The sequence below is a fragment of the Vibrio azureus genome, assembly GCF_002849855.1.
GTDB lineage: Bacteria > Pseudomonadota > Gammaproteobacteria > Enterobacterales > Vibrionaceae > Vibrio > Vibrio azureus.
In genome coordinates, this window is the sequence record NZ_CP018617.1 from 404,196 (window position 1) to 425,578 (window position 21,383).

The window sequence follows — 21,383 nt, forward strand, 5'->3', positions numbered from 1 at the left end:
CTTTATGAAAGAATCTTTATGTTGGGATTTATGTTTATAATTTCTTTAGCCGCTACCATTCTTTTCCTTCGTATTCCACGAATGGCAGATCTCTATTTTGATCGTCAACGGCAGATCGTTTACACCTGGCGCAATGGGAAAGTCGCTGCCTGCCATTTTGATAATTTAGGTTATCGAGAGACCGTCTACGGTCTGGACCTATTTTTGTATAGGGAGCATAAAAAAAAGCAATATTGGCCAACGAGAGTAACCGTTCAGCCAACAGGTCGAGTCCATTTCAATAGAGAAGATGACAGTACCGCTTTTATGGTTCAAGTGTTCAATTTTATGGATAAAGGCAAAAGCGCGGTGATTACCGGTGATCGATTTGAACGCAAGCCCGCAAGATTTTATTTACGCGTTGATAAAAAACCAGAGAACTTTGAGCAACGAGTAGCAGAACTTTTAAAGCGTGATCATGAATTGCCAGAGCTTTATACTAAACACCTATTTTAAAGTCATTAGATTTACTTTGAATTGAAATCAGAAATAGAGCGGCTGTTTGGCCGCTCTCGTAATATTTTTTGAAGAAGCAGACAAAGGCTAGGTGATAAGCTGGTGAAAACAATTCTCATCGAAAATGAGGCCGTAGATTATTCCAAAGATGTGCCGCAATGAGTCTTTCTAGTTAAAGAGGGTATATATTTAAAATGGATAGCATGATCACATACATTGAAAATTGCAAAGAATTATCACTGACAGCACGAGTGTCTGTAGCGCTTAAAGTGTTTGAAAGTTATTGCCAAGAACAATCATTAGATCACCCAATGATTACTGAGTTTCTTGACTACTTATGGAAATGGCCATTGATCGACGACCCAGATCGGTTTGAACCTTGGGAGTCATCTAAACCTTTTTTAGTTAATTTCGGTTTTGGTCTTGAGCCAAATAGTGAATTAGAGCACTTGCTTTCCCAAGCAAACATAACTGAACGTGTTTTTCGTGAAATTGTCAGCGGTATCGTTGACATATTATGGGACAGCTTCTGGGGAGCAAGTGAAAATGAGCTCTCTTTGAACGCTTTGCATAAAGTAATTCTACATGCATCTATTAAAGTATTACCTAACATTACGCCTTTTAAGTTTTCGAGGTTTTCAGAAAATCATGGTTGGGGGATGAAGTTAACACCTGATGAAGTCAAGTATTGGAGACTGTGTGCTAATGATGTCTAAGTCATGAGATATCCAATTGTGGTGTGGGAGCCATGATATTGTAGGTATCGTCCCTGAAAGAGTGTCCTTACCAAGCATCTGATTTAATCGCTCAACGTAAGAACGAAACATTTAAGTAAAATATAGGGCTGCGGTTTGGCCGCTCTCGTAATATCTTTTGAATAAGAAGACAAAGGCTAGGTGATAAGCTGGTAAAAGCAAGGAAGCTTCAGTGGTAAGTCGTTTAACGCCACCACATCCGCTCCCCTTATTGTCAAACATCTACGTCGATATTATTTCGCTTGCGTGGTGAACGACCAAATTGGCCCTCTCATTATTTGCTCATCTTGACGAGTATCAACACGCCAGTAATATGTTGTGCTGTTCGTGAGACCACTGATTTTATAGCCAGAGCCTACAGGAGAAACCGGCTTCAATGATGTGGGAGTTGTACCTAAAAACACCGTGATATTCTGGCTGGTTGCTTTCACGTTAAAGCGTAAATCTAAACTTAATGGAACATCTTTTGAATCATTAAATGGCACAGGGTTACTCGGTGTAATGCTTTGATGACCAGGAAGCCAGTAATCAAGGGCATTTCTCTCGTAAGCGCCGATATCTGGCGCATTACCCACATACTCTAATGTCATAAAGCGAGTGTTGCTTGAACCCGCATCGACAATAACACTGTTTTCCGTTGGTCTAAAATCGCCCCACAGCGGACCTTCTAAATTGTCCAGTACAGCACTCAATGAACCAGTGAGATTTGAGTCAGTGACACCCGGTACCAGAAGTTGTTCTGGTGTACCTGATTTTCTGCCCACTAAACTCCCAACCAAGTTATTCATAGTTTCTGAATTGTGGTTTATGCCTCCAGCATTTTCTTTGTTAAAAATAATCAGATCAGAGGTATGGTTATTAAATGCTAAGTTATTATAAGTGCCTTGGAAGTCGCCTTTAATGATAGAGAAGTTCGTATCCCAAATCACATTATGATGGACAATGCCGTCGTGCCCAGTCGTTGCTGCGCCCTCCACACCATCAAAACGAATCCCTGCTTTGGGCGAACTATGTACCCAGTTATAGGCAATTTCAGTACCGGCTTGCTCATTGATACCGACATTAATGGCAGCACCATCATGTTGCAAGAGACTGGTATTGTAGACGTGATTCCCTATCACTTTCGATTCGGCTCCAACTCTGACACCTTCAGAATTACCTGCTGTATGGAATGTATTATTGCTAAAGGTAATGTCACGACTCTGCTGAGCCATGTTGATTGAGCCTTCACCACCTGTGCCTAAATTGGAGTAATCAATGTCATGAATAAGGTTATTATCAATCAGGTTTCCTTGTTCTTTGATCATTTCGATTGCAGGGCCGTCAGTATACGCAAAGTAACTGTTAACAATGCGGTTGTTGGTCTGAATGATATTCTTGTTATTATTGATGAATTTTATAGTTTCTGGACGAGTCAAACTGCCCAGCATTCGCTTTGAATAGGCGTAATGCGTTGCTTCTATATCGTCAAATGTTATGTTGTGTGAGTTGATGACTGTAAACGCTGTTGCGAAGAAATCTATATTCTTCATCAAAATATGACTTGAGTTACGTATTGTTAGGCCATAGGTTTGCGTTTTTCCTCGAATGACGAGTTGATTAGGGTCCTGACCATCGGGAGCCCATAAGTATAAGGTTTTGCTGAATCGGTCAAAGAACCATTCATTTGGGCTATCAAGTAGCGCCAGTTTACCTTCTAAGTAATAATGACCCTCTTCATATTTAACACTTTTGTTTTGCCAAAATGACGCGTTAGTTAAAATATTAGCGGCATTTTTCATCGCGGGACCAGAACCAGAAAAATCATGACTGTAGGTGAATGTATTACTACCGGGTGTATGCTCAGAAATGACCTGTGCCCAATTTAGCCAAGAACCGATATTAAGAATCGCAATAGCACCTGTGGCATCTATCCCTGAAGCTGCCAATGATTGCTCATTCACACCTACAGGCAAATGAACGTATTCTTTGCCCGAGTTTTTTACCGAAATGCTCTCATATGGACGCTCATCAATCATGACTCCAAGTTGGCTCTGAGGTGATTGATGACGCCATGTCGCTTTCATATCCCACAAAGAGCCATCACTTAACTGCGCATTAGGCCAACGTGCGGGCATGACGACTTGATCGTCAATAAACAGTTGCCAAATGTCTTGTGTTAATTGCGTTTTGTATATTTGCCCGCTATGAATCGACCATGGTTGCGTTATTTCAACGCTGCCATCCAGTACCGCACCGTTTCCTCGGACAATAATTGGTTGACTTGCCGTAGCATGAATTTTGTCGATGACCTGAGCGTGTTGATAGCGGCCCGCCATCATTTCTATTGTTTGCCCTGGTGAAGCTTGATTGAGCGCCTTTTTTAAAGTGAAGAAGGGGGAAGTAAACGAACCATCATTTCCGTCATTGCCATTTGGACTTACATACCAATTCGCGGTGACATCTGAGCATAACTCTGCACTCTCAACTAAAGAGCCGTCTGGGCACTCAATGATAGGCGGTTTTACAGGGCAGTCGTTTACTGTGTCAACAACAGATCCATCATCACAAATAATCGGTTCCGTTGGTGGTGTGATTGGACATGCTACCCCCTGCCAGAACCAAGAGCCGTTTGAGGGTGTCTCCCAGACTCCTGGGCTGTTTTTGGCTTCAAAGCATTGATTAAGATAAATAACCACATCACCATTCTCGACCTGGGTTTCACCTTTCACCCACGGTATGGCAGTTGTGTCTGTAGTCGGAGAATCATCCACACACACGCCATCGATAAGCTGCTGATTTTCATTACAGACTGGCGGCTCTGGTGGTGTGACGCATTCATTATCAATTAGCTCTGTTCCATCAGGGCACGCTGGTGGAACCGTGGGGGATGAGCAAGAAACGGAAATCCAAAACCAAGTAGACTGCTTTGAAGGCGTCTCCCAAGGGCCAGGGCTATTTTGTGCTTGATAACACTCACCTTGATAGACCACCACATCGCCATCATTAACTTGAGTTTCGCCTGCTACCCACTCTATTTCAGCGGAGAGAGCTGGCAATGTGAATAGCCAAATCAGAAAGATTAAATTCCTTATTTTACTTTTCATAACAATCCCTATTATTAATTTCTAATCATGTATTTGTTTGAGTGCTAATTAATAAGTTAGCTAATGATCTATTGGTCAATAGGTGAAGTAATTGGCAATGCGACGTACCTCTAATCACAACGACTCAGGCTGTGACCTTATTTCCATAACATCCTTTTGTAAGCTCTCATATCCATCCCCAAGTAACATATCATCAGGACTCAAGTAACCCCGCTCTGAATCAAGTATCTTGAAGTCACTTGGGTATAGAGAGCATGGGGGCATTGTGACAGGTAAAGGGAGGCTTTGCGGTGGCATAGTATGCGCAAAATACAGAAAAGAGTATGAGAAGGGATTGAACTGTCATAAATTGAATTTTTTATCAATATTGACTTCAACGTGATACTAAAGTAAAGCGAGAGAGTATGTGCTCCAGTGTTTTTGCTTGTTGTGCTAGTTGTTCCGCTGCTGCAGCACTTTCATGTGCAATACTGTTATTTTGTTGAGTAACCGTATCAATGTCGGAGATACCCCTATTAATCTCTTCCGCACCAATTGCTTGCTCTCGACAGGCACCAGCAATTTCCGAGACAAGTTCAGTGGTTTGCTGAATACTTTCAAAAATATTGTCCAAGCTCTGAGCGGTTTTTTGAGCAATTTGACTGCCATTAGCGGTCTTGTTTACTGAACTAGCAATTAACTTTGAAGCTTGCTCAGCAGCTTCACTGCTGCGTGATGCTAAATTTCTAACCTCATCTGCTACCACTGCAAACCCTCGTCCTTGCTCACCCGCACGAGCTGCTTCTATCGCTGCATTTAATGCCAGCAGATTGGTTTGTTGTGCAATATCATCAATAGTACTGATGAATTCTGATATGATTTCACTCGCTTTGGAAATCTCACCCATTGCATGAATCATATTTGACATGTTCGATTTACCTGTATTTGCTGCTTCTCTAGCACTCACAGTTAGGTTTTGAGCCAGCTCGGCATTACAAGCGTTACTACTAATCTTCGTCACGAGTTCGTTCAGTGAGATCGCTATACCCTCTAGGCTTTGAGCCTGTTTGGATGTGCTTTGGGAAAGATTAAAACTTGTTTCTGATACTCTTTCATTGCCTTGTGTGATGGCACTGCTGACGTACTGTGTTTCGGAGAGCACTTCATTTAGGTTGTCGTTCATCTCTTTTAAAGCAACGCCAAGCAAATCGTCATTCGATGCCAAATTAACATGATGGTTTAAATCGCCAGAGGAGATATTTTGAGCGAGATGTGCTTTATCATTCAGTGATTTCACCATATTCAGCATTTCTGCATAAATCCCTTGGGCTTTGATATCGGAATTGGTATCAATGTTGAGTTTCCCAAGTGCTACAGATTTAACCATCTCTGCAATAAAAGTTGGTTCTCCACCAAGCACGCTCATAACATGTCGAGTCAGCAAGAGTGCAACAACTATTCCAATAAGGATTGCGAAGATCGTGCCTACAGTAGATACGAAGATTACTAGATGTTGCGTACTTTCTAGTGACTCCATTCGACTTGCCATTAACGTATTCTCTCTCTCTTTGAAAAGCTTTATCTGTTCACGAAACTTATCAAAGTAGACCTTCCCCTTGGCTTGACCAACAATATCAGCCATATCGTCCATTGTTTTGGCATCACCAATTTCTCGACGAAGTGTTATCTGGGGCTCAACGACACGACTCATCCACTGATCAATGGTCTGCTTCGCTTCCCTTAATAATACGACTTGTTGAGGGTTATCAGATACTGTCTGAGAAAGTTCATTCATAAGATGATAAAACTGAGACTTGCCCTGATTGAGAGGCTCTAGGAACTGTTCATGTCCAGCGAGTAGAAACCCTCGCATTCCTGTTTCCATGTTAACAGCGGCAAGTACTATCGATTTGGCTTTACTTATGACTTTATAGGTGTGCTCCACCCAGTCATTTAACGTTGTTACTTCATTAAAATTACTACTATTATCGGCCTTTGTTCGACGTTGTTGAAGTAGCACTTTCTCTCGTTCAATAAAGGTGTCCATTTGGCGTCGGAATTTATCGAAAAATGTCTTGCCTTGTGCCTGCTGGATTAAGGTTGCCATGTCATTCATGGTTTGCGCATCACCAATCGTTTGTCGTAGCTCAATTGTCGGTTCGGTGACATTCAATTGCCATTGTTTAATCGTATCGGCAATTTCGCTGAGTAAAAGAACCTGTTGAGGGTTATCTGACACTGTATTACTGAGTTTTTTAATCAGTGCATTAAATCTTTCGCCACCATTGACGTATGGCTCGAGAAAAGATTTTTTTCCTGCAAGTAAATAACCATGTACTCCCGTTTCCATATCAACGGCTGCAGCTTCAAGACTTGATGCTTCGGCAAGTACATTGTGAGTGTGGTTAACCCATTTCAAATCATCATTAAGTGATTTAACACTAAAAAATACGGTGGTTGTAACTAATAGCATTAAACCAAGGATTATTGCATAGCTAGAAAGCAATTTAGCTCTGAAGCTGAAGGGGTTATTCATATATGCTCTCTTTTTGATAGATTAGCTATTTTGGATTTAATGTTAGTACAGTAATTAGGGTGTTAAGACTATCTGGATCAAGCTTTTGAATGTAATTGAATAGCAATATACTCAGCATCTTGAGGTTACTTGGGTAGAGCGGTTGTGAATTGAATTCCGAAATCGGTTTCAAGCCCGTTTTAACGTGACGTTATTTTACAAATTTTTCGATTTTTATCACGTTACTTGGCTTATTTTTTGTTGGTTTTTGTTTAGCCATTTACACTCTTTTATCTTTCTATTTTTGTTTAAGTTATTGATAAGTTGGGTTTTATGAGTGTTTTGAAAATTCTGTGCTTCGGTGTGTTCAGCCTGATGTGGTCATTTTTTAGTATGGCCGAATCAGATACAACAGACGTCTTCTGTGCTTCAATTGATGGTAGGGAGTGGGACTGGCTTTATGAAGACGATGGTACTTATACCAGCGTGGAAGGAAAATGGGGTAAACACACATTAGACCCTGTCCTTACACCTTTTCCACTTACCAGCTTTGGTTACTTCGATATTCATTACAATCGTTATCAAGCACTGCAAAACCGCTGTGATGTTATGGGTATGGTTGCCCAGCCGGCCTTGGATCGTTTCAGCGATTGGAAAATATTTCGGATTGAGATGCCAAGCGGTGAAAAGGTATTCGCTCAAGGTTTTTACACGATAAATTATGACTTTCGACTTTAGCGCTTTGCAGGTTGGTTGAGTATCTTGAGGTCATTTGAGTATACCCAAGTAACCTCAAGATACTGTGTTCAGCGAGATGACCTTAGCTCTCAGGCGCGGCAATGATATCGAAGATATAGTCGCTCTGAATCAAGCACCTTGAAGTCACTTGGGAATATATTCTTGCTTATGACCTCACTCATCTTCTTTTTTTGCGAGAAAATATCGAAACGTTTCGATATTAAACTGTGACACCCATAACCTTTTATAAAAAAATTATTACTCTATAACAGATCCTACTCACACCTTGCTGTTCTGATTCTAGCGATTTCTGACAATCATTTTATTATGCCATCGAAACGTTTCGATGAGCTTTATGTCAATTACCAATGGGCCAAGATAGACACTCGAAATTCTATAAACGTGCCAATGAAAGGTCGATGAAATGAAAAAAAGCACCCTGTTTAACTCAGAAATCTCTTATTTGGTGGCAACCTTGGGCCATTCCGATGAGATAACCATTTGTGATGCTGGTTTACCTATTCCTGAACATGTTCAACGTATTGATTTAGCTTTAACTCACGGTGTTCCTGGCTTTTTAGAAACGGTTCGCGTGATTTTGTCTGAGTCCCAAATCGAAGGGGTCATTATTGCTGAAGAGTTTGCCACCGTTAGCCCTGCTCACCATGAGGCGTTGCTCGCGGAGTTAGCGGTAGAAAGCTCCCTGAGCGGTAAGGAAATCAGCATTAATTACTTATCGCATGAAGACTTTAAAGCGCGCACACAGCAAAGTCGTGCCGTGATTAGAACAGGGGAGTGCACACCTTATGCGAACGTAATTTTCCAAGCTGGTGTGGTGTTTTAAGTCACAATCTTTGAGGACCAATTATGACTCAAACCATATTACAACTGAGTGAAATCGAAAAATCTTTTCCTGGTGTTAAAGCTTTGGATAAAGCCAGTCTTAATGTTTATTCAGGCCGAGTGATGGCGCTTATGGGGGAAAATGGGGCAGGTAAGTCGACCTTAATGAAAGTGTTAACGGGCATCCATCAAATGGAAGGTGGCAGCATTCGATACCAAGACCAACCTCGTGCATTCAAAGGCCCACGTGATTCCCAAGAAGCGGGCATCAGCATCATTCACCAAGAACTGAATTTGATCCCTGAGCTTACGATTGCCGAAAACATTTATCTTGGGCGTGAGTTCACGAGTGCAATGGGGCGTATTCAGTGGGATAAAATGCATACAGAGGCCGATAAGCTACTAAAACGCCTCAATGTAAAACATTCATCGAGAACCTTACTCGGAGATTTAAGTCTTGGTGAGCAGCAAATGGTAGAAATTGCTAAAGCGCTGTCGTTTGAATCTAAAGTCATCATTATGGACGAACCCACCGATGCGTTGACAGACAAAGAGACTGAATCTCTATTCAAAGTCATCAACGAATTGCGTGGCCAAGGCTGCGGTATTGTTTACATCTCGCATCGACTCAAAGAAATCTTTGAAATCTGTGATGATATTACGGTGTTACGTGATGGTAAGTTCATTGCGGAATGTCGAGTACAAGACACCAATGAAGACGACCTAATCGAGATGATGGTTGGCCGTAAATTAGAAGAACAATACCCACGAGTGGATGTGCATTATGGTGACGTGTGCCTTGATGTGATCGGTTTAACCGGATGCGGTATTCATAATGTCAGCTTCACACTCAAACGTGGTGAAATCCTAGGTATATCTGGTTTGATGGGAGCTGGACGCACAGAATTGATGAAAATCCTTTATGGGGCTTTACCGAGTGAGCGTGGCGTTATTCGTTTGAATGATAAAACCATTAACCCTACTAGCCCACAGGATGGTTTGGCTCATGGCATTGCGTACATTTCAGAAGACCGTAAAGGGGATGGCTTGGTCTTGGGTCTGTCGGTCAAAGAAAACATGTCTTTGTGTGCTTTAGATAAGTTCAGCAAGGGTCTACACATTCAGCATGATGCAGAAATCACTGCAGTGGAAGACTTTATTAAGTTGTTCAACATCAAAACCCCAACGTGCAATCAAATTATTGGCAATCTATCTGGTGGTAACCAACAAAAAGTTGCGATTGCTAAAGGGTTAATGACCAAACCTAAAGTGCTTATTCTGGATGAGCCCACTCGTGGTGTCGATGTCGGTGCTAAGAAGGAAATTTATCAACTGATCAATAAATTTAAAGCAGCAGGTATGAGTATCATCCTTGTTTCCTCTGAAATGCCAGAAGTACTGGGGATGAGTGATCGCATCATGGTTATGCATGAAGGCCGAGTGACAGGCGAATTTGATGCAAAAGACGCCGATCAAGAAAAACTACTTGCTTGTGCCGTAGGCAAAAAGATAAATGAGGAAGCAGCATGAGTACCAATACTATGAGCAAACCAAACGAGATGGGCAGTAAAAAGCGATTGACGAAAGAATGGCTCATTGAACAAAAGTCACTGATTGCGTTGCTATGTTTGATTGTCGTGGTGTCATTTTTAAACCCCAACTTTTTTACAGTGGACAACATTCTTAATATTCTGCGCCAAACCTCAGTGAACGCGATTATCGCAGTAGGTATGACGCTCGTTATCCTCACTGCTGGCATCGATCTGAGCGTGGGGTCGGTACTGGCGTTATGTGGTGCTTTTGCAGCAAGTATGATTGCTCTTGAAGTCCCTGTTCTTATTGCGGTCCCAACGGCTTTGTTTGCTGGAGCGGCACTTGGTGCGATCAGTGGGCTCATCATTGCTAAAGGTAAGGTTCAAGCCTTTATTGCCACTTTAGTTACGATGACATTATTACGAGGTGTGACCATGGTTTATACCGATGGTCGTCCAATTTCAACAGGCTTTACCGAGACGGCAGATGCATTTGCCTGGTTTGGTACTGGCTATGCGCTCGGTATTCCGGTTCCAGTTTGGCTAATGGTGATGGTGTTCGCAGCGGTGTGGTATTTACTTAATCACACTCGTTTTGGTCGCTATGTGTATGCGTTAGGTGGAAATGAATCTGCGACGCGCCTTTCTGGAATTAACGTTGACCGAGTGAAGATCGGTGTCTACGCCATTTGTGGCATGTTAGCCGCACTCGCGGGGATGATTGTGACCTCTCGCCTATCTTCTGCACAGCCTACCGCAGGTATGGGTTATGAGCTTGATGCGATTGCGGCGGTTGTGCTTGGCGGTACCAGTTTAATGGGAGGAAAAGGTCGTATTATGGGGACACTGATTGGTGCACTTATTATCGGCTTCTTAAATAACGCGCTAAACCTGCTTGATGTGTCTTCATATTACCAAATGATTGCCAAAGCCGTGGTTATTTTGCTGGCGGTATTGGTAGACAACAAAAACAAATAATCTACAACAATGAATCCACAACGACGAATACATTAAAACTACATCCTGAATACAAACTGAGCCAGAGGATATGTGCTGGCTCACCCTACGCAAAGGACTAAAACGATGAAAAAACTCGCTACTTTTATTTCTGCTGCTCTGATTTCTTCAACTATATCGGTGGCGGCGCAAGCACAAGATACGATGGCAATCGTGGTATCCACTCTGAATAATCCGTTCTTTGTGACGATGAAAGATGGCGCAGAAGCTAAGGCCAAAGAGTTGGGTTATGACTTAATTGTCTTGGATTCGCAAAATGACCCAAGTAAAGAACTTTCCAATATAGAAGATCTTACCATTCGCGGTGTAAAAGCGATTCTGATCAACCCAACAGATTCTGATGCTGTGTCGAATGCGATCCGCATGGCCAATCGTTCTAATATCCCAGTGTTGACTTTAGACCGAGGTGCAAGAAGAGGGGAAGTGGTGAGTCACATCGCTTCGGATAACGCTGCTGGTGGTAAAATGGCAGGGCAATTCATCATGGAAAAAGTAGGCGAACAAGCCAAAGTGATTCAATTAGAAGGCATCGCAGGGACTTCAGCGGCACGTGAACGTGGTGAAGGTTTTATGTCTGCGGTCCATGGCAGCAAGATGAGGTTACTCGCCAGCCAGCCTGCTGATTTTGACCGGACGAAAGGTTTGAATGTGATGGAAAACTTATTGGCAGCGAACGCAGAGGTTCAAGCCGTTTTTGCTCAGAATGATGAGATGGCACTTGGTGCGCTTCGTGCAGTGCAAGCGGCGGGTAAAAAGGTCGCGATTGTCGGCTTTGATGGCACCGAAGACGGCATTGCTGCGGTTAATCGAGGTAAACTGGCTGCGACTATTGCGCAGCAACCCGAGCTTATTGGTGCTTTAGGCGTAGAAACGGCAGATAAAGTATTAAAAGGTCAGAAAGTGGAGAGTTACATCCCTGTTCCACTAAAAGTGATAACTCAGTAATTTTTCTAATGAAGCGACGAGATGATCCAATAAATGGGTTGGATTATCTCAGTCTAAAAATAAAAGGTTCGTTGAGAACCAAGGATGACAATATGAATAAGTTAGTGGTGCTAGGTAGTATTAATGCTGACCATGTACTTCAAGTGCCTTCTTTTCCTCGACCTGGTGAAACGCTACATGGTCGTAACTATCAAGTTATTCCGGGTGGTAAAGGAGCGAATCAAGCCGTCGCTGCTGCACGATTAAACGCTGATATTGGATTTGTCGCAAGCGTTGGGGATGACGCGTTTGGCATTAACATTCGTGAGAGCTTCAAAATAGACGGCATCAATATCACGGGCGTAAAAATGCAGCCAAACTGCCCAACAGGAATGGCGATGATTCAAGTCTCAGACAGTGGTGAGAACAGTATTTGTATTTCAGCAGAAGCCAACGCCAAACTGACCGCTGAAGCGATTGAATCGGATCTCGACCGGATTCGTCATGCAGACTACCTACTCATGCAATTAGAGACACCAATGTGTGGCATAGAGCAAGCCGCACGAGCAGCCAAAGACGCCAAGACCAAGGTGATTCTTAATCCAGCACCAGCGCGTCAACTGTCTGATGCGTTGCTGACCTGTATTGATATGATCACGCCCAATGAGACGGAAGCTGAAATCCTCACAGGCGTTACGGTATACGATAATACCAGTGCTCAGGAAGCCGCCAACGTTTTGCATGAAAAAGGCATTGAAATCGTCATCATTACCTTGGGTGCCAAAGGGGTTTGGTTAAGTCAAGGAGGCTGTGGAGAGCTTATTCCAGGCTTCTTCGTTGATGTCACGGACACCACGGCAGCTGGAGATACTTTTAATGGCGCATTAGTTACTGGTTTATTAGAAGATTTACCTTTAGAATCAGCGGTTAAGTTCGCTCATGCTGCTGCCGCTATTTCGGTCACTCGCTTTGGGGCACAAACCTCCATTCCAAATCGTGCAGAGGTTGAAGCGTTTTTGAATCAACATTCATAACTAAGGAGCCATAACATGGCAACGATGAAAGACATCGCAAAACTTGCAGGAGTTTCCACTTCAACCGTGAGCCATGTTATTAACAAGACCCGTTTTGTCAGCGAAGAGATCTCAGCTCGAGTAAATAACGCGGCAAAAGAACTCAATTACTTCGCGCCATCGGCATTGGCGCGAAGCCTCAAAGTGAACCGAACCAAAACCATTGGCATGCTTGTGACTACGTCGACCAATCCATTCTTTGGTGAAGTCGTTAAAGGTGTTGAACGCAGTTGCTATAAAAAAGGCTACAGTCTGATCTTGTGTAATACGGAAGGCGATAATGAGCGTATGAGAGACTCGATCAACACTCTATTGCAAAAACGTGTTGATGGCCTGATTTTGATGTGCTCTTCGTTGGAAGGAGAGCGCATCGATGTCTTTGAGCGCTACCAAGACATTCCTGTTGTTGTGATGGATTGGGGGCCTATGCTGTTTACAAGTGATAAGATTCAAGATAACTCCTTGCAAGGAGGTTACTTGGCAACTAAATACCTGATTGATTGTGGCCACAAAAAGGTAGGGTGTATTACTGGGCCATTGGTCAAGCATCAAGCTCAAATGCGTTATGAAGGCTTTAAGCGTGCAATGGTGGAAGCAAAGCTGGAATTTAACGCAAACTGGATTATTGAGTCTGATTTTGAATGCGAAGGAGGTTATCAAGCCTTCCATAAAATGCGAGATAACGGCCCGTTACCCAGCGCGATTTTTGTCTCTAATGATATGATGGCAATGGGCGTTTTGAATGCAGCAAATGAGTTAGGTATTCAAATCCCACAAGAGCTTTCAATCATTGGCTACGATGATATCCATATCGCGAAATTTATGTCGCCCGCTTTAACCACGATTCATCAGCCTAAATATCGTCTAGGACAAGCCGCAGTCGAAACATTGTTGCGTAAATTGGAGCAGCAGTCTGAACAAGCCCAAGTGTTACAATTAGAGCCTACTCTGGTTGAGCGAAAAAGTGTGAGGCGTCTTATTTAAGAGTCCTATTATACCCAAGTGACCTCAAGCTGAACACAGCATCTTGACGTTTTCTGAGCATATTAGGCTGTTTGGACATATTAGACGATTTAAATGTATTAGGCCGTTTGGATGCATTAGAAAGATTAAATGTATCAGAAAGATTGAATGCATTAATCTACGGGCGCTATTCTGTTCAAATAACTCAATATGAGCGGTGTCTTTGTTATTTTTTGTTGTATTTTTATAAGTTCCCTTCTTTTTTTGTTTTGTAAGTGACTTGGGTTTTGAGTTCGAGTAGATTGACCTCGTGAATGCAACTGTTGCCATTTCATATTTAAAAATAATCAAAATACTAGGAATTTATTATGAAGCTAATAAATAAAGCCCTCGCTTTTTCGATAACGTCAGCACTCTCATTTAGCGCTTTGTCTGCACAGTGTGATTTTTCAGCTTTGATACAGGAAGTCTCATTAGGATCAGAGCAACAAAACCTTTCACAATATTTTGCACCAGCATTGCTGCAAGATTTTAAAAAAGCCAAAACACGCGAATACAACATGATGGTTTATCTGCAAGAGTCGATGGAGCAGATAAGTTCGGAGGGCAAACAGCCTTCTACTGATCTTTTCATGAGTTTTATTTCTGAACATATTGCAGGTATTGCTCAAAGCTCTGAAACAGATCCATTCGATCTACAGTCAGTGAATGCTGCTGCCGAGCGTTTTAAAGCTTATATTGGATCGATTCACTCACTGGATGATGCTGCATTTTTTGATGCCTTTATGTCTGGTGAGTATCGTCAAGAAAGTTACTATTATGACTTTTTCCAACAAGCGGTGAATAAACTAGACGATACAATTAAAAATAATGACATTAATGATTGTTCTGTTAATTTCGAACTTAATCTTGAATTGCCTGAGAATATTGGCAGCCAATATCATTATGATCAAACATTACAGGTAACGATGGATGATTCGACAAACAAGATTTCTAGCTCGGATCTTTTGAAGGTTATGTTTGATTTTTCAGGCGCCGCTTACGATGCATTTGAATTGCCAGAAGAGGCAGATAATGGAGTCGACTTTAGTTTGTTCCCATCTGAGCACCTTTATACGGACTCTAATAGTTGGTTTCCTAGTACAGGATACTAATCAGTAAATAACATTCAGTAGCATGTTCTAAAATGCATGTTACTGAATACTATCCTTAATGTGATATCCGTCCAGAAGGTATAAAAAAGCCAAACGCACTGGTAGTGATTATAACTACCGTTTGTTTCGAAATGGCTATTGGTTTGGTTTTAATGACACCCTTTTGTGTTTTTTACTAGTTTTAATGATTTTTATTACTCATCTTCTTTTGTTTTTCTGGCACTCGTTCTAAATAATATTACTGAAAAATATTGCCTTAATGATAGTATTGTTTTACCCCATCTTGTGGGAACGATTACTAATTACCAAGTCGTTAAATTTAAGTCTAATCAGCTTAACTTATCACCGTGGCCTTTTTATTTAATGATTTGGTCACGGAGGTTTTTCATGAATTCTAACATTCGCTTTATTGCCAGCAGCAAGCTTTCACAAGCTGAACTGCCGTTTGTTCTCACTCCTGACGAGTGTATAGAGCAGTTTTCACGTGTTCGAAACCCTAATGATATCCTAAAAAGCTTGCCTAATGCGCTTGCGCAGCGAATTTCTTTGTCGGCCAAAAAGTCCACCACAGGACTGCTTCAATCGATGCAGACAGAATTGGCGAAGGTGGAATGGATTGCGATCTCGCTTTCACCACGAAGAGGTCGATATCTTGTTTCCTACACTTGAAATTGACCCTATTAAAATAAAAACGGTAAAAAGTCCACATAAAGCTGGACCGGAAGGTGGAAGACTCGCTCAAGGTTTTCCTCTACCAAATATTTGGATTCCTTATAAAGTATCTGGAGAAGTACAGGACGGCATTTACTTATACTATTCACCACAGCAATTATCAGAAAGTGAGTTATCTGATTTAGAAAATGATCCTGATTCTATCGGTACCAAGCTCAATGAATTGAAAATCTATAGTAAGACACAAAGCTTTGACAATGTAGGCAAGTCAGTTATCGCTATTACAGAAACACAATCAAATGCTTTTGAAGGAACATTAATTAACGATTACAAAGCAAGTAATATCGCTGGGCTTAAGTTTACGCCTCGTGATGCTCTACCTAGCATACGTTATCTTCATGAACCATGGACGGACCAGCCTGATGACTTCTTTGCCCTTCGTAATATTGAGCACGATTGGATATCCAAAGTCGCATTTTGTTCCACCAATAAAGATGAAGAGGGATATATGACCTTTCGTTTTTCTTTTCCGCCAGGTGAAGTAGAAACTGTCGATATTATCAGGGGAGTTCATACGAACCATTCGACAGGCAGTCAGCGTATATCCGTCCTCGAAGAGAATGTTCCGATTAATGAATTAATAGGCTAAACCATGAAAAATTTGTTTTCATTATTTATCGCAGTGTTCGCACTCACTGCTTGTACAGATGATGGCCGTATCTACGTTGGTGATCATAATTATTATACCATTGAGCCGACTACTATTGCGAAAAGCCCTTCGACGACCTATCAACCTGGTGAGTTCCCACGTTATAGTATTTTTCGTGCGAAAGAATGGCCTCGTGAAGATTTGAGTAATGCAAATTCATATGACTTACCGCGTGTACAATTTACGTGGGCTAATCTCGCAGATGAATCTGATCCGATGTACACAAAATACGAGGGTAAGGTCAAAATATGGAGTATGAAGACAGACGGAACCGATTTACGTTTGGTCACTGATCTCCCATATTTAGGTAAACGCCATAGTACACGATATAAAACTAGCCGTTCTCCTAATAACCGATATGTGGCATTTAACTCAGGTACTGATGTTAAAGTATTTGACTTAAAAGAGCAGCAAATGACAGATTTACCGCATCGATTGAATGGAATACCTGCTTTCCTTTGGGCAGAAGATAGCAGTTACCTTTATTACCGAACGGGCTTAGCTGGTCGGACTGTATATAAGTGGGATGTTCAAAGTGGGAAAGTGGAAAAAACGAATACAAAAATCCCTGTAACGGGTTTTATTCGAGATGGTTTAATTTATTACGTTGGGACTGTTGGAGTTGGAATTGATAACGAGGAAACGGGTGAAAGTCTAAAGTTGGTTAATTGGGGTAAGGACTTACCCATTAATCGTGCTAAAACCAAATATCAAGCCATCAGCCCTGAAGGTGATAAAGTTTGGGCTTCAGGCTCTGGTAATGTGTTTTATGTTGATTTTAAACAAGGCCAAGTAAAACCGAGAGAAGGTGCGATGCAATACGCTATTGGCTTAAATAGTCGCTATTCCTTAACTAATTACAATGTTATGCATATGTCAGTACAGAAAAATGATACAAAGCAGACTTGGGAATGGCAAGCGCTACGAAATAGCGGGACTCGTGATCCCGCAATAGTCTATAACATTTCAGCCAACAAAGGTAATTGGTTCAAGGAGGGATACTAATGGGCCGCTCATATGATCAGGAAATTTATTTATTTGGCGCTTTTTTTGAAATTAAGAATAAAGATGGTGAAAAAATTGTCCCAGATTGGCATCGTCAAAGCGATTTAACTTCAAAGAAGGAATTAGAACAGAAAATTAGGTCTGTTCCTATCACTCCATGAGAATATTGGCAGCCAATATCATTATGATCAAACATTACAGGTAACGATGGATGATTCGACAAACAAGATTTCTAGCTCGGATCTTTTGAAGGTTATGTTTGATTTTTCAGGCGCCGCTTACGATGCATTTGAATTGCCAGAAGAGGCAGATAATGGAGTCGACTTTAGTTTGTTCCCATCTGAGCACCTTTACACAGACTCTAATAGTTGGTTTCCTAGTACAGACTCTAATAGTTGGTTTCCTAGTACAGGATACTAATCAGTAAATAACATTCAGTAGCATGTTCTAAAATGCATGTTACTGAATACTGTCTTTAATGTGATATCCGTCCAGAAGGTATAAAAAAGCCAAACGCACTGATAGTGATTACAACTACCGTTTGTTTCGAAATAGCTATTACTTTGGTTTTAATGACATCCTTTTGTGTTTTTATACTAGTTTTAATGATTTTTATTACTCATTTTCTTTTGTTTTTCCGGCACTCGTTCTAAATAATCTTATTGAAAAACATTGCCTTAATGATAGTATTGTTTTACCCCATCCTGTGGGAACGATTACTAATTACCAAGTCGTTAAATTTAAGTCTAATCAGCTTAACTTATCACCGTGGCCTTTTTATTTAATGATTTGGTCACGGAGATTTTTCATGAATTCTAACATTCGCTTTATTGCCAGCAGCAAGCTATCACAAGCTGAACTGCCGTTTGTTCTCACTCCTGACGAGTGTATAGAGCAGTTTTCACGTGTTCGAAACCCTAATGATATCCTAAAAAGTTTGCCTAATGCGCTTGCGCAGCGAATTTCTTTGTCGGCCAAAAAGTCCACCACAGGACTGCTTCAATCGATGCAGACAGAATTGGCGAAGGTGGAATGGATTGCGATCTCGCTTTCACCACGAAGAGGGGGAATCAGCGACTCGCAGCTCAGTCGATACCCCAAACTGAAAGCTTATATTGATTCGGTGATTTTCACAGGCAAAGCCAGAACTCGTAAAGCTGGTTATCAGCCTGTTGTGGACGATGTAGTGCTCGCTCGCGAATACACACACGTACCAGTTGAGCCCAGCCCTGAGCATAAAATTGTTGTGGAGTTTGCTGGCCAGTGGTCAAGCAGTGCCGCTTGTCTTCTGCTGAGCAAAACCGACAATCAACACGAAAAAATCACCGCACCAGCGGCGGATAAAGAAAACGCCCACCGCAGTTTAGCCACCTTCAAAGGCTTAGAGCCAGAGGGCAAAACGCTCTACATTAAAATCCCATGTAAAGATCAACCAATGCCCATCTTGTTGAAATTGGCGGAAAAGATTGAGCCTGTGGAAAAAGACACCAAGATGACCGAGTGGGATAACGTTTTGGTGCCGGTGTTACCGCTTTGTTACTCAGGAGACGCATGGAGTCCTTTCACTACTGGAAGAGTGTATGTTTTGTTAAATGGTGAACTTTGGCGAGAATTAGAAGTTCTTGAGACAGGCTACTTCTCTGATGTCGATTTTTCCTATAGCCGTGACAAGCCTAAGCAGACAAGGCATGTCAATATTGAAGGCTCCGAGCTCTTCCCTGAAGATAATGTCTCCTTCGAACGCTTTGCCATATTGCAAAATGGCGCTGAAGTTTATCAAGGTGTCTTAGATGTTAACCAGCAAGAGCGCGTTTTTGGTTTTACAGAAGAAGAGGTCGACATTAAGTTTCTTGATTTTGACCATGACACAATCACTTTACCGACCGTTTTAAGTCCACTCAAAGCTCAAGCCGGCTCAAGTGAGGAGGTGCAAGGCTTTCCTCAGCAGCATATTTGGGTGCCTTATAAGATCCAAGGAGACACTCAAGAAGTGTATTTATATTACTCATCAAGTTGTCTCAGTGATGAGCAAGTGTCGGAGCTAGAGAGCAACTACACCACCATGGCTATCTCTCTTGAGGAAATGTCGGAATATAGCAACAGCCAGGCTTTCTCGAATGACACGGTCTTTGCCGTGCCACCTATCGAAAAAAATAGACAAGGGCAGGCCATGGTTAACGCTCAGGTAGATTGTAATGTGGCCGCAGTATCAGTCCCGCTTCAAGGAGGCGACATTACTTTACGTTATCGTGTCGTGCCAAGTGTGGATCAGCCTGATGACCATTTTATGTTGCAAAATGAGGAACATAATTGGTCTCAAAAAGCTTATTTCAGAAGCGCTAAAGTGGATGAAGAAGGCTTTTTAAACTTGCGATTTAATGGTTGGCCAGCAGAAGTCAAAGAGGTCGATATTATCAGAGTGTCACACTCATCAAGAGGAACGGGCTCTAGTGAATCCATTCCGCTAAGAACAAAAGTAAAAATAACAGACTTATTAGGCTAACAATGAAAAAAACAATTTTAATTACTCTTCTCAGCTTTGCGTTTTACGGTTGCGACAGTTCGTTGCAATTAAATGAAGCGAATGAGGAGAAAGAGCTGACGTTACAAGAGCAATACCCCGAACGTACTTACGTAGGTGAACATAATTACTATGTTATGAAGTACAGCGATACCGATAATTTTAAACAAACGGCTGAAGGCTTAACCTACGTTTCTAGACTCTTTCCTCAGTATCACATTCAAAACGCTGACGAGTGGCCGAGAGAAGACATCGAGGATCCAAGCTCTTATGACTTACCACGCTTTCAATTTGCCTGGTCGACTGACGATAATCGATACAATTTAAGAATTTGGAGTATGAAAACGGACGGTACCGATTTGCGATTGGTCGTGCCTAAATCGGATGTTGATGGCATTGAGCTGATTAGACGCTCACCTAACTTGCGGTATGTTTCATGGGTTAATAGAGCAAGCTCAAAATATGTCTATGACCTAAAAACTCAACAACAGACACGTTTACCAGGTGGCGCTCGACCAGGGATGGTTTGGTCTTCCGACAGCCGCTATTTGTACTTTCAGACATCAAAAGTCAGTTCTAATTCAACGAGTGCTCGATGGGATTCTGAAACCGGCGAAATTACAGAATTGAATTTTAGTGTTGCTTTTGGTGCTGTTCTCAATGGCGACAACCTTACTTCGGTGGGCGTTACTGCTTTATTTAAAAGAAATATTAAAACGATGGAAGTCGAGAAGGTTAGCATGAAACCAGGTCAAGACATCATGGAATATGAATGGTTAACATTTCGCTCAGTTAGTCCAGGGGGACGTTTTGCATGGGGCGCTAATGAGGATTTTGATTACTATTTCGATGTAGAAAAAGAAACTGTCGAAGAAATAAAAGATAAGAATTTTAGAAGTCCAATGGTTTTTGGTAAGGATGCCAAATTTAGTGCGGGGGCTGACATGTCTCCTCTGTATGTTGCCGACCGAGAAAAACAGCTAAATTGGCGCTGGAGGCCCCTTGGTAACGGCTCTACAGGATTAAACTCAAACCTGAGCTTATATAACGCATCAGCAAATAACGGTCTGTGGTTTAAGGAAGAAGAAAAATGAGTGAATTAACCGATTTTGATAACCAGATATATTTGCTGGGTGTTGACTTTAAAAGCTACAAACTCAGTAGCGATGATGAATTAATAAATTGGTCTAATCAAATAGAGTTAAGTAATAAATCTAATGTGAGGTACGTAAGACCAATCCCCTTTACGCCCATATTGGTTGACGGCCTCAGTGAAAGTGCTGATGTTGAAGCCAGGTTTTGGGGGACGGATAAAAATGGCCTCATATACAACCTCTCTTATTTAAGTGAATCGAAAGGTAATAGTGCACAGGTACTGCTGCGCCATAATAGCCCTATCACA

General features: G+C 41.8%; 19 protein-coding genes. 17 read left to right on the forward strand and 2 right to left on the reverse strand.

Going from position 1 to position 21,383, the window contains the following annotated elements; genetic code table 11:
- The first annotated feature begins 30 nt into the window (after positions 1-30).
- Both BS333_RS15550 and BS333_RS15555 read left to right on the forward strand, forming a co-directional pair.
- Complete coding sequence (locus BS333_RS15550; protein ID WP_152428744.1) at positions 31-495, forward strand: hypothetical protein; 465 nt, start codon at positions 31-33, stop codon at positions 493-495.
- A 194-nt stretch (positions 496-689) separates the two neighbouring features.
- The gene (locus tag BS333_RS15555) at positions 690-1,211 is read left to right on the forward strand and encodes a hypothetical protein (RefSeq protein WP_021708525.1); all 522 of its coding nucleotides are present in this window, start codon (positions 690-692) and stop codon (positions 1,209-1,211) included.
- Positions 1,212-1,483: 272 nt separating this feature from the next.
- Here BS333_RS15555 and BS333_RS15560 read toward each other — a convergent pair whose 3' ends face one another.
- Positions 1,484-4,336, reverse strand: a complete 2,853-nt coding sequence (locus tag BS333_RS15560; RefSeq protein WP_021708526.1) for a DUF1565 domain-containing protein — start codon at positions 4,334-4,336, stop codon at positions 1,484-1,486.
- A gap of 373 nt (positions 4,337-4,709) precedes the next feature.
- On the reverse strand, positions 4,710-6,851 hold the full coding sequence (locus BS333_RS15565; protein WP_021708527.1) for a CHASE3 domain-containing protein: 2,142 nt from the start codon (positions 6,849-6,851) through the stop codon (positions 4,710-4,712).
- Between the two features lie 312 nt (positions 6,852-7,163).
- On the opposite strand from BS333_RS15565, the gene BS333_RS15570 reads away from it, so the two are divergent.
- The 15 genes from BS333_RS15570 to BS333_RS15635 all read left to right on the forward strand — a co-directional run bounded on the left by BS333_RS15570 (position 7,164) and on the right by BS333_RS15635 (position 21,075).
- Positions 7,164-7,568: a hypothetical protein gene (locus BS333_RS15570; RefSeq protein ID WP_033003341.1), complete on the forward strand. Its 405-nt coding sequence runs from the start codon at positions 7,164-7,166 to the stop codon at positions 7,566-7,568.
- A gap of 424 nt (positions 7,569-7,992) precedes the next feature.
- Positions 7,993-8,412: a D-ribose pyranase gene (rbsD, locus tag BS333_RS15575; protein WP_021708529.1), complete on the forward strand. Its 420-nt coding sequence runs from the start codon at positions 7,993-7,995 to the stop codon at positions 8,410-8,412.
- 23 nt (positions 8,413-8,435) lie between these two features.
- Positions 8,436-9,941: a ribose ABC transporter ATP-binding protein RbsA gene (gene rbsA / locus BS333_RS15580; RefSeq protein WP_021708530.1), complete on the forward strand. Its 1,506-nt coding sequence runs from the start codon at positions 8,436-8,438 to the stop codon at positions 9,939-9,941.
- Positions 9,938-10,921, forward strand: a complete 984-nt coding sequence (rbsC, locus tag BS333_RS15585; RefSeq protein WP_021708531.1) for a ribose ABC transporter permease — start codon at positions 9,938-9,940, stop codon at positions 10,919-10,921. Before rbsA ends, rbsC begins: the two co-directional genes overlap by 4 nt.
- Positions 10,922-11,026: 105 nt before the next feature.
- On the forward strand, positions 11,027-11,905 hold the full coding sequence (gene rbsB, locus BS333_RS15590; RefSeq protein ID WP_021708532.1) for a ribose ABC transporter substrate-binding protein RbsB: 879 nt from the start codon (positions 11,027-11,029) through the stop codon (positions 11,903-11,905).
- A 92-nt stretch (positions 11,906-11,997) separates the two neighbouring features.
- A complete protein-coding gene (rbsK, locus tag BS333_RS15595; RefSeq protein ID WP_021708533.1) occupies positions 11,998-12,918 on the forward strand; it encodes a ribokinase in 921 nt (306 codons plus the stop codon).
- Between the two features lie 15 nt (positions 12,919-12,933).
- Positions 12,934-13,941 carry a substrate-binding domain-containing protein gene (locus tag BS333_RS15600; protein WP_021708534.1) on the forward strand — a complete coding sequence of 336 codons (1,008 nt, stop codon included), beginning with the start codon at positions 12,934-12,936 and terminating at the stop codon, positions 13,939-13,941.
- 347 nt (positions 13,942-14,288) lie between these two features.
- Positions 14,289-15,074, forward strand: coding sequence for a hypothetical protein (locus BS333_RS15605; RefSeq protein WP_021708536.1), 786 nt, complete (start codon positions 14,289-14,291; stop codon positions 15,072-15,074).
- 387 nt (positions 15,075-15,461) lie between these two features.
- Positions 15,462-15,743, forward strand: a complete 282-nt coding sequence (locus tag BS333_RS15610; RefSeq protein WP_021708537.1) for a hypothetical protein — start codon at positions 15,462-15,464, stop codon at positions 15,741-15,743.
- Positions 15,727-16,395: a hypothetical protein gene (locus BS333_RS15615; protein WP_021708538.1), complete on the forward strand. Its 669-nt coding sequence runs from the start codon at positions 15,727-15,729 to the stop codon at positions 16,393-16,395. The genes BS333_RS15610 and BS333_RS15615 overlap by 17 nt, the downstream gene beginning before the upstream one ends.
- Positions 16,396-16,398: 3 nt before the next feature.
- Entirely contained in the window at positions 16,399-17,460 is a 1,062-nt protein-coding gene (locus tag BS333_RS15620; protein ID WP_021708539.1) for a WD40 repeat domain-containing protein, read from the forward strand.
- Positions 17,460-17,621 carry a hypothetical protein gene (locus tag BS333_RS22100; RefSeq protein WP_021708540.1) on the forward strand — a complete coding sequence of 54 codons (162 nt, stop codon included), beginning with the start codon at positions 17,460-17,462 and terminating at the stop codon, positions 17,619-17,621. The genes BS333_RS15620 and BS333_RS22100 overlap by 1 nt, the downstream gene beginning before the upstream one ends.
- Positions 17,622-17,667: 46 nt before the next feature.
- Positions 17,668-17,880, forward strand: a complete 213-nt coding sequence (locus tag BS333_RS15625) for a hypothetical protein (protein ID WP_021708541.1) — start codon at positions 17,668-17,670, stop codon at positions 17,878-17,880.
- Between the two features lie 388 nt (positions 17,881-18,268).
- Entirely contained in the window at positions 18,269-19,963 is a 1,695-nt protein-coding gene (locus BS333_RS15630) for a hypothetical protein (RefSeq protein ID WP_021708542.1), read from the forward strand.
- 2 nt (positions 19,964-19,965) lie between these two features.
- Positions 19,966-21,075: a TolB-like translocation protein gene (locus BS333_RS15635; protein ID WP_021708543.1), complete on the forward strand. Its 1,110-nt coding sequence runs from the start codon at positions 19,966-19,968 to the stop codon at positions 21,073-21,075.
- Positions 21,076-21,383 lie beyond the last annotated feature (308 nt).

Coding starts and splice junctions, on each gene's coding strand:
- BS333_RS15550 (WP_152428744.1), top strand. CDS start 31: ATGTTTATAATTTCTTTAGCCGCTACCATTCTTTTCCTTCGTATTCCA.
- BS333_RS15555 (WP_021708525.1), top strand. CDS start 690: ATGGATAGCATGATCACATACATTGAAAATTGCAAAGAATTATCACTG.
- BS333_RS15560 (WP_021708526.1), bottom strand. CDS start 4,336: ATGAAAAGTAAAATAAGGAATTTAATCTTTCTGATTTGGCTATTCACA.
- BS333_RS15565 (WP_021708527.1), bottom strand. CDS start 6,851: ATGAATAACCCCTTCAGCTTCAGAGCTAAATTGCTTTCTAGCTATGCA.
- BS333_RS15570 (WP_033003341.1), top strand. CDS start 7,164: ATGAGTGTTTTGAAAATTCTGTGCTTCGGTGTGTTCAGCCTGATGTGG.
- rbsD (WP_021708529.1), top strand. CDS start 7,993: ATGAAAAAAAGCACCCTGTTTAACTCAGAAATCTCTTATTTGGTGGCA.
- rbsA (WP_021708530.1), top strand. CDS start 8,436: ATGACTCAAACCATATTACAACTGAGTGAAATCGAAAAATCTTTTCCT.
- rbsC (WP_021708531.1), top strand. CDS start 9,938: ATGAGTACCAATACTATGAGCAAACCAAACGAGATGGGCAGTAAAAAG.
- rbsB (WP_021708532.1), top strand. CDS start 11,027: ATGAAAAAACTCGCTACTTTTATTTCTGCTGCTCTGATTTCTTCAACT.
- rbsK (WP_021708533.1), top strand. CDS start 11,998: ATGAATAAGTTAGTGGTGCTAGGTAGTATTAATGCTGACCATGTACTT.
- BS333_RS15600 (WP_021708534.1), top strand. CDS start 12,934: ATGGCAACGATGAAAGACATCGCAAAACTTGCAGGAGTTTCCACTTCA.
- BS333_RS15605 (WP_021708536.1), top strand. CDS start 14,289: ATGAAGCTAATAAATAAAGCCCTCGCTTTTTCGATAACGTCAGCACTC.
- BS333_RS15610 (WP_021708537.1), top strand. CDS start 15,462: ATGAATTCTAACATTCGCTTTATTGCCAGCAGCAAGCTTTCACAAGCT.
- BS333_RS15620 (WP_021708539.1), top strand. CDS start 16,399: ATGAAAAATTTGTTTTCATTATTTATCGCAGTGTTCGCACTCACTGCT.
- BS333_RS22100 (WP_021708540.1), top strand. CDS start 17,460: ATGGGCCGCTCATATGATCAGGAAATTTATTTATTTGGCGCTTTTTTT.
- BS333_RS15625 (WP_021708541.1), top strand. CDS start 17,668: ATGGATGATTCGACAAACAAGATTTCTAGCTCGGATCTTTTGAAGGTT.
- BS333_RS15630 (WP_021708542.1), top strand. CDS start 18,269: ATGAATTCTAACATTCGCTTTATTGCCAGCAGCAAGCTATCACAAGCT.
- BS333_RS15635 (WP_021708543.1), top strand. CDS start 19,966: ATGAAAAAAACAATTTTAATTACTCTTCTCAGCTTTGCGTTTTACGGT.